The 7,109-nt window shown below is 40.6% G+C and carries 7 protein-coding genes; 2 read left to right on the forward strand and 5 right to left on the reverse strand.

Annotation, left to right across the window (positions count from 1 at the left end):
* The first annotated feature begins 61 nt into the window (after positions 1 to 61).
* On the forward strand, positions 62 to 2,149 hold the full coding sequence (locus tag PN499_RS07300; protein WP_272031060.1) for a DNA phosphorothioation-associated putative methyltransferase: 2,088 nt from the start codon (positions 62 to 64) through the stop codon (positions 2,147 to 2,149).
* Between the two features lie 3 nt (positions 2,150 to 2,152).
* Here the strand turns inward: PN499_RS07300 and PN499_RS07305 are convergent, their stop codons facing one another.
* The 5 genes from PN499_RS07305 to PN499_RS07325 all read right to left on the reverse strand — a co-directional run bounded on the left by PN499_RS07305 (position 2,153) and on the right by PN499_RS07325 (position 6,467).
* Positions 2,153 to 2,902: a pentapeptide repeat-containing protein gene (locus PN499_RS07305; protein WP_272031052.1), complete on the reverse strand. Its 750-nt coding sequence runs from the start codon at positions 2,900 to 2,902 to the stop codon at positions 2,153 to 2,155.
* A 45-nt stretch (positions 2,903 to 2,947) separates the two neighbouring features.
* Complete coding sequence (locus PN499_RS07310; protein WP_272031054.1) at positions 2,948 to 3,775, reverse strand: pentapeptide repeat-containing protein; 828 nt, start codon at positions 3,773 to 3,775, stop codon at positions 2,948 to 2,950.
* Between the two features lie 179 nt (positions 3,776 to 3,954).
* Entirely contained in the window at positions 3,955 to 4,740 is a 786-nt protein-coding gene (locus tag PN499_RS07315; RefSeq protein ID WP_272031055.1) for a pentapeptide repeat-containing protein, read from the reverse strand.
* 345 nt (positions 4,741 to 5,085) lie between these two features.
* Positions 5,086 to 5,403: a DUF1816 domain-containing protein gene (locus tag PN499_RS07320; protein WP_272031057.1), complete on the reverse strand. Its 318-nt coding sequence runs from the start codon at positions 5,401 to 5,403 to the stop codon at positions 5,086 to 5,088.
* A gap of 458 nt (positions 5,404 to 5,861) precedes the next feature.
* Positions 5,862 to 6,467: a hypothetical protein gene (locus PN499_RS07325; RefSeq protein ID WP_272031058.1), complete on the reverse strand. Its 606-nt coding sequence runs from the start codon at positions 6,465 to 6,467 to the stop codon at positions 5,862 to 5,864.
* A gap of 68 nt (positions 6,468 to 6,535) precedes the next feature.
* Here PN499_RS07325 and PN499_RS07330 point away from each other — a divergent pair.
* On the forward strand, positions 6,536 to 7,109 hold a 574-nt coding region (locus tag PN499_RS07330), incomplete at its 3' end, for a rhomboid family intramembrane serine protease (protein ID WP_272031059.1).

Consider the following 7,109-nt stretch of genomic DNA (forward strand, 5'->3'; position numbering starts at 1 on the left):
CCCATCTCCCCCATCTCCCCCGCTCCCCCGCTCCCCCGCTCCCCTTCTCCCCCTCTCCCCTATGGATTCCCAATCCCTAATTCCCAATTTACAAATTTCTAACCTTTGCCAAAATAGCCAAATTGGTAAAAAATTGCCCACAGCTCTTTACGTCCACATTTCAGCTTTAAAAGCTCTCGATCCTCAACTCAAAATCTACGAAAGTTGTGCCAGCAGTAAGATAGATTGTACCGACAAAACTACGCTGATTAAATTTCATACTAATAAACCTAAAATTTCTTATCTTTTTTACCCCGACTTCGATCTAGATCCTCATCCAACCTTGCACACTAGCATTCAAGTTGATTTAGAAACTGGAGAAATTAACTATAAAGATTATACCAAAATTGATAATCCTCCGATCCTTCATCGTAAAGAAACTTTTGTTACTCCTGACTACCCTCACTATCAGAAGTTTGCCGAACTTACGAAATCAGAAGAAGCATTAGGTCTTCTCAACAATACCAGCACTATTGGTACTCGCCAAGGGTGGCTCGATCTATTAGAAAAGCAAGGCGTAGAAATACAACTAGATCACTCAGTTATTGAATTTGATAGAGGCGAAGATGAGGATAATTACCAATTTTCTATTCCCAAGATAGAGCGTCATAAAGCTGCGATGAGCCGGCATTCTTTATCTAAACCAGTGCGTTTGGCCCTAGAAGCAAACTTATTTACAGAAGGCTCAACTTTTTTTGATTATGGTTGCGGATATGGCGGTGATGTTAAACGCATTGCTGAGAAAAATTTTGCTGCTGTTGGGTGGGACCCATATTATCAGCCGGATACTTCCCACATTTCTGCTGATATTGTCAATCTTGGTTATATAATTAATGTGATTGAAGATTTAGGGGAACGGCGAGAGGCTTTACTCAATGCTTGGATGCTAACTAAAAAAATATTAATTGTGGCTGCTCAGGTACTTATTGATGATAGAAATAAATGTCAAATTGCTTACGGTGATGGAGTAATTACTTCCCGGAATACTTTTCAGAAATATTACGAGCAGGAAGAACTAAAAGTTTATATAGACCAAGTTCTAAATGTTGATTCGATTCCTGTTGCTTTAGGTATTTACTTTGTTTTTCGCGATGAATCTGAAGCTCAAACTTTTCGTGCTTCTCGCTTTAGATCCCGTGTTAGCACTCCGAGAATTTGCGTTCAAGTTAAGCGATTTGAAGACTACGAAGAAGTGCTTGCACCTTTAATGGCTTTTGTGAGCGATCGCGGCCGTCTTCCCGTGAAAGGTGAATTGTCTGAAGAGTCAATTATTAAAGAGGAGTTTAAAAATTTCCACCGTGCTTTTCAAGTTATTTTACAAGCAACTGATGGTGAAGAATGGGAAGTAATTGCTGATAAACGCCGCCAAGATTTGTTAGTTTATATCGCTTTGAGTAATTTAGGCGATCGCCCTCAATTTCGCAAATTTCCCACTCAAATTAAAAATGATATTAAGGGTTTATTTGATAATTATCAAAAAGCCTGCGTGCTGGCAGATTTAATGCTTTATAGTTTAGGAAGTTCTACCATAATTTCTGATATTTGTCAAGATAGTGCTATTGGTTACAAAGTTTCTAAATCTCTCTCAGTTCACATTTCAGCATTAGAAGAACTAGATCCTTTGCTACGCCTGTATGAAGGTTGTGCTAACCGGACAATTGGCCGCTTAGATGGTGCAACAGTTATTAAGTTTCATACTAATACACCGAAAATTTCCTATTTATTTTATCCCGAATTTGATACAGATCCGCATCCAGCTTTAGACACTGCTATGCACATTGATTTACGCGACCTTTCTGTGAGCTACGAAGAGTATTTTAGCTCTCGCAATCCTCCGATCCTGCATCGTAAGGAAACTTTTGTTACTCCTAATTATCCCCTGTATGATAAGTTTGCACAACTTAGCCGCCAAGAGGAATATTTAGGTATTTTAGATGATATTAGTGGAATTAAAACTCGTCGAAATTGGGTTAAATTTCTTCAAGAATATGGGGTGAAAATTAAAGATCATTCTGTTTTTTGGCGGTCAGATGCTGACCCAGAGCGGGTTAAATTTTTGAAGAAAAAGATCCGAGAACGCCTCAAAAAAAGTAAAACAGTTAACAGTTAACAATTAATGATGAATCTTTCCATCGGGCATAATAGTTCCCGTCAAAATAGCTTCACGGAAGTCAGCATTGGCAATCAGTGTACCTTGCAGATTAGCATGACTTAATTCCGCCGCGTAAAAACTAGCCCCATATAAATCAGCGCAGTAAAGATTTGCACCAAACAGATTCGCTGCTCTCAAATCGGCTCCCCTAAGTTTAGCAAATCTCAGTAATGCTCCCGACAAATTTGCCTCACTCAAGTTAGCATCTCTCAAGTCGGCTCCGATTAATTTTGCTCTACTTAAGTTAATGCCACTGAGGTTGCTCTGACTTAAATCTGTGTCCATGAGTATAGCCCCATCCAGATTAGCTCCCTGCAATTTTGCCGCACTTAAATCCGCCTGACTCAGGTTAGTACCCCGCAAGATAGCTCCAATTAATTTAGCCTCACTCAAATCTACCCCGCTCAGGTCTAATCCTGTTAAGTCTGTCCGATTCAAATAAGCCTGACTGAGATTTATACTATTAATGAGAGCTCCTTTGAAGATAGCCCCTGTCAATCTAGCTCCATTCATAATTGTTCCATTTAAATTAGCTCCCATTAAGTTAGTAAAACGCAAATTACTGCGGCTCAAATTCGCCCCAGATAAATTAGCTCCACTTAAATTAGCTTGATAAAGAGTGCTTTCAATTACCGTGACTCCGGTAAGATTCACTTCCCGAAAATCGCGCTCTCCCGCAGCATATCGACTTAGCAATTCATTAGCATTCATGGTTTTCTCCCCTTTTAACTTGTTGAATGCTTTCATATTTCTCTTTTAGTTACCATTAGGTAATTCATCAGAAAGCTCTACCCCTTTCAACTCAGCTCCCGCCAGGTTGCTGTTAGTTAGATTTGCTGATGTCAGACTTGCCCTAGTCATATCAGCCCCCGTCAAGTTCGCGCCACTGAGGTCAGCACCCATCATGTTTGCTCCCGTGAGGTTACAGCCACTCAAGTTGGCACCACTGAGGTCAATTCCTCTCAGGTCTGCTCCACTCAAGTCAGCATCACTCAAGTCGGCTTCGCTCAAGTCGGCTCGCCGCAGCGAAACTCGGCTCAGCTTGGCTCCCTTGAGGTTCGTCCGCCACATATCAGCGTTGGTTAAGTCAGCATTCGTTAGTTCTGCGTCTGTCAGATTGGCCTCGCTCAGGTCGGCCCGCCGCAGAGTTGCGCCATTCAAGTCAGCCTTTGTGAAGTTGGCCTCGCTCAAGTCGGCCCGCCGCAAAGTTGCTCCGCGTAGGCTGGCTCCGGTCAAGTCGGCTCCCTTCAAGTTGACTTCGCTCAAATCAGCTCGTCGGAGACTAGCGGCCCGTAGAATTGCGCCGCTCATGTGACACCGATAGAGGGTGGCTCCGCTGAGTCGAGCTCCCGTGAGGTTAGTCCGCCACAAGTCGGCGTTAATTAGGTCGGCGTTGGTGAGGTCGGCGTTAGTTAGGTTTGCCTGTCGCAGTTCTGTTCTGGTGAGAATTGACCCGCTCAGGTCAGCATCTCTCAAGTCTGCTTTGGTTAAGATTGCCCCTGTTAAGTCCGAACGTCGTAGTTGTACTCCCGGAAATTCGCGATCGCCTTTAGCATATCGAGTTAAAATTTCTACAGAGTCCATTTAACTTACCTCGGAATTGAAATCTGGTGAAAGCTTTGTAATTAAGCTTTCATCAAAGGCAAATCTACCAAGTTCAACAAAAAATCTGTTAACTAAAATAGTCATAAATAAGTAGGTATGGATGTATTGATGAGGATAGTTTTTAAGTTTTGCAATTCAGATAATATCCGCAATAGATCCTACAAAAATTCTACGCTTCTACTCTTACTATAAACTCTACCATCGGGCATAATTGTCTCAGCCCAAATAGTATCGCGCCGATCTATTCCGATAATCATTGCTCCTCGCAAATCGACTCGGCTTAAGTTCGCCCCCCACAAGCTAGCCCCAACTAGCTCGGCACAACAGAGCCTAGTCCCTTGTAAGGAAGCCGATCTTAGATTCGCTCCCGTCAATTGAGTAAAGCTCATATCGGCTTCATCCAGAATTGCTTTACTCAAGTCAGCGCCACTCAAGTTAGCCAAAAGCAAATTAGCCCTAGTTAAATTAATTTCCTTAAGATTGCTCTCAATTAAATCGACACAACTCAGATTAGCATCAGTTAAGTTAGCTTCAGACATGGAAGCCCAACTCAGTTTCGCGCCGCTCATATTCGCCCTCTGCAAATCAGCTTTTGTGAAGTTGGCATTCGTTAATTTAGCGTCGATCAAGTTAGAATCTATCAAGTTAGCTCCACTTAGATTTGCCCCTTGTAAACAAGCACCTTGTAAGTCTGCTTCTTTTAAGTTGGCGTTTCTCAAGTTAGCATTAGTAAGATCGGCATTGACAAGATTGGCATTAGTTAAGTTGACCTGCCTCATGTCTGTCCACCTGAGAATTGACCCCCGCAAGTTAGCGTTTTCCAAATTTGCTCCGTTGAGCTTCTGCCCACTCAAGTCTAATTCTTGTAATTGTGTGCCGATAAATTGGCGAGTGCCTTTAGCGTATCGATCTACAATTTCTATCGCATTCATTTTTGTAACCATTAAATAACCTTAACTTGAACTTTTTTGGGTCGATTTCTCACTGAATACTAAGTGATTATTGTTTCAGGTAAAGGAGTTCCTAAGTAGAAGTATTTCTATTTCTTTTGCAACCAAGTTGTTGCAAAAAGTCCCGATCTGTGTTGGCAAGAAACGCAGGTAAATCCGGCATTTCCTGCCAGCAGGAGGCGCAAAACCAATACAAACCACGATGGCGCACTTGCCTCAGTAAAGGATTAGAACAACAAGGGCAAGATTTAGCAATCATTATCTTAGATAGGGAATCATTAACGATTTCAGAGCATTCAAGGATTGAGAAGTTTTTGTCAGTAAATGCCGAAAGCTCTTTTAGCTGTATACTGCTTTGATAAAATAATGGCTTTGTGCAGACTGACTCTTGTTATATTCTTCTAAATCTGTGCCCAAAATTGTGAGTTGAATTGGCTTGCCCCGCTTAACATTAATCGTGCTTACTTGGGCTTTTTTCTGTTCCAAGTTTTTGAGATAGCCTGGGATAGCAATTCGAGCGTCCTTCTTAGAAGCAAAAGGGCCAAAGTAGTAGATGCAATGAGGTGATAGAGTAATAATCTCGATCCACAAAGCCAAACCTAAGCTCTCTAAAAAATCTTCGCTAAGTTGGCTGATAGTTTCTGGTAAGCATCTCATAATATACACCTTGTTTTAAGCTAAGTAGACTTGAGTAGTGCTAATTTAGAACAAACTAATATCTCTATAGATAATGATGACCTTATACAGTTATTCTTAAGTTAGCACCCAACTTTTAAGAGAAATTTATTGTTGATATGAGTCTGTTTTGTGACCTAGTTTCACTTAAAGGTGGGAAGGCTTGCTTCCACTCATCCACAGTATCAAATGACTTTTTAAAATAAAGTTGGCTTTATGTATAAAGTTTATATATAGTTATATTACTCAATGATTTGCGAGAGTATAACTCCATAAGAATACTAACAAAAAATAATTTATTTTAATTTATGTAACATATTGGGATAACTATTGATTTTTAAGCTATAATTCTACGCCATGTAATTTATTCAATTTATTTAATTAATAAATTTTTTTATAAATTAATAATTTGACACTAAAAATCCAAGTCAAATTGTCGATTAAACTTGGGAATAATCCCGATCGAAGCCAGAGGACAATTGCGCTTTTGCCTTTACCCAATGTTCAATTCCTTTTTTAGTCGGGGTACCGATAGCTGTAAATGTCCAAATATCTCCTTTGTGCTGAGGCCCATAACTAATATGAATTGGTCTATCTTCTCCATAAAAGTAGAGAGAATCAAAAGGCAACCTTTGCGAAATAATCCACTCCACAAGCTCATTGCTCGATAAATCCCTAATAAAAAAATCACAAGCGGCTCCTAATCTCGGACAATAATATTGACCATTTTTATTGAGTTCATAAGCGATATGCTGGTCAATTTTAGGAGCTACTCGACCATTTTTAATGCCCGTAATCGGATCTTTCTTTTCTAGATATTTTTTTAGATCGGCAGAACAAAATCCATAAGTTAGCTGAAACCTGTCTTTACCAAAGCAATCAATTACGGGATCGATAATAAAATCGTTTAAATCTTTAATTGCCTGGATAGTGGCGGCTGAATTTTGAGGAAACGGATTAATTTTATCGGCATAATGGCGATAAGTATTGGTACAAGTACAAAACTCATGAAGACTTAGATATTTTCCGAGTTGTACATCGTCCATAGTTATTTGACTCCTTTGTGAACTAAAATATAATAGGGATATAATTAAAGCGTCGCCGTGAGATAATTATGAGCAACCCAAAAGTCAAAGGAATCGCCAGCGAATTGCAAACCCAGGCTGCAATACTAGGTGGGTTCGTTGCCCTGATGTGGATTATAGAAATTGTTGACTGGTTTTTGCTAGGAGGGCGGCTAAATGCTTACGGAGTCCGTCCTCGCAGTATGGTAGGGCTTCGCGGCATCTTATTTATGCCTTTCCTGCACGCGAATTTTGCTCACTTAACAGCGAATACCCTCCCTTTTATTACCTTCGGATGGTTGATTATGCTGCGAGAAACCAGTGATTTCTTTCTGGTTAGTGCGGTGACGATGCTGGTAAGTGGACTTGGGGTTTGGCTAACAGGTGCGCCTTATTCTGTTCATATTGGAGCTAGCGGGTTAATCTTTGGTTATTTTGGTTTCTTGCTATTAAGGGGATTTTTTGAACGTAGCTTTATGTCGATCGCTTTATCTCTATTTGTTGGTTTTCTTTACGGAGGTTTAATCTGGGGAGTTTTGCCTTCGCAACCAGGGGTTTCTTGGCAAGGGCATCTTTTTGGATTTGTTGGTGGTGTGCTTGCTGCTCAAATGTTGGGACGGCGAA

This window comes from Kamptonema animale CS-326, from assembly GCF_028330895.1.
GTDB lineage: Bacteria > Cyanobacteriota > Cyanobacteriia > Cyanobacteriales > Microcoleaceae > Kamptonema > Kamptonema formosum.

Coding starts and splice junctions, on each gene's coding strand:
- PN499_RS07300 (WP_272031060.1), top strand. CDS start 62: ATGGATTCCCAATCCCTAATTCCCAATTTACAAATTTCTAACCTTTGC.
- PN499_RS07305 (WP_272031052.1), bottom strand. CDS start 2,902: ATGAATGCTAATGAATTGCTAAGTCGATATGCTGCGGGAGAGCGCGAT.
- PN499_RS07310 (WP_272031054.1), bottom strand. CDS start 3,775: ATGGACTCTGTAGAAATTTTAACTCGATATGCTAAAGGCGATCGCGAA.
- PN499_RS07315 (WP_272031055.1), bottom strand. CDS start 4,740: ATGGTTACAAAAATGAATGCGATAGAAATTGTAGATCGATACGCTAAA.
- PN499_RS07320 (WP_272031057.1), bottom strand. CDS start 5,403: ATGAGATGCTTACCAGAAACTATCAGCCAACTTAGCGAAGATTTTTTA.
- PN499_RS07325 (WP_272031058.1), bottom strand. CDS start 6,467: ATGGACGATGTACAACTCGGAAAATATCTAAGTCTTCATGAGTTTTGT.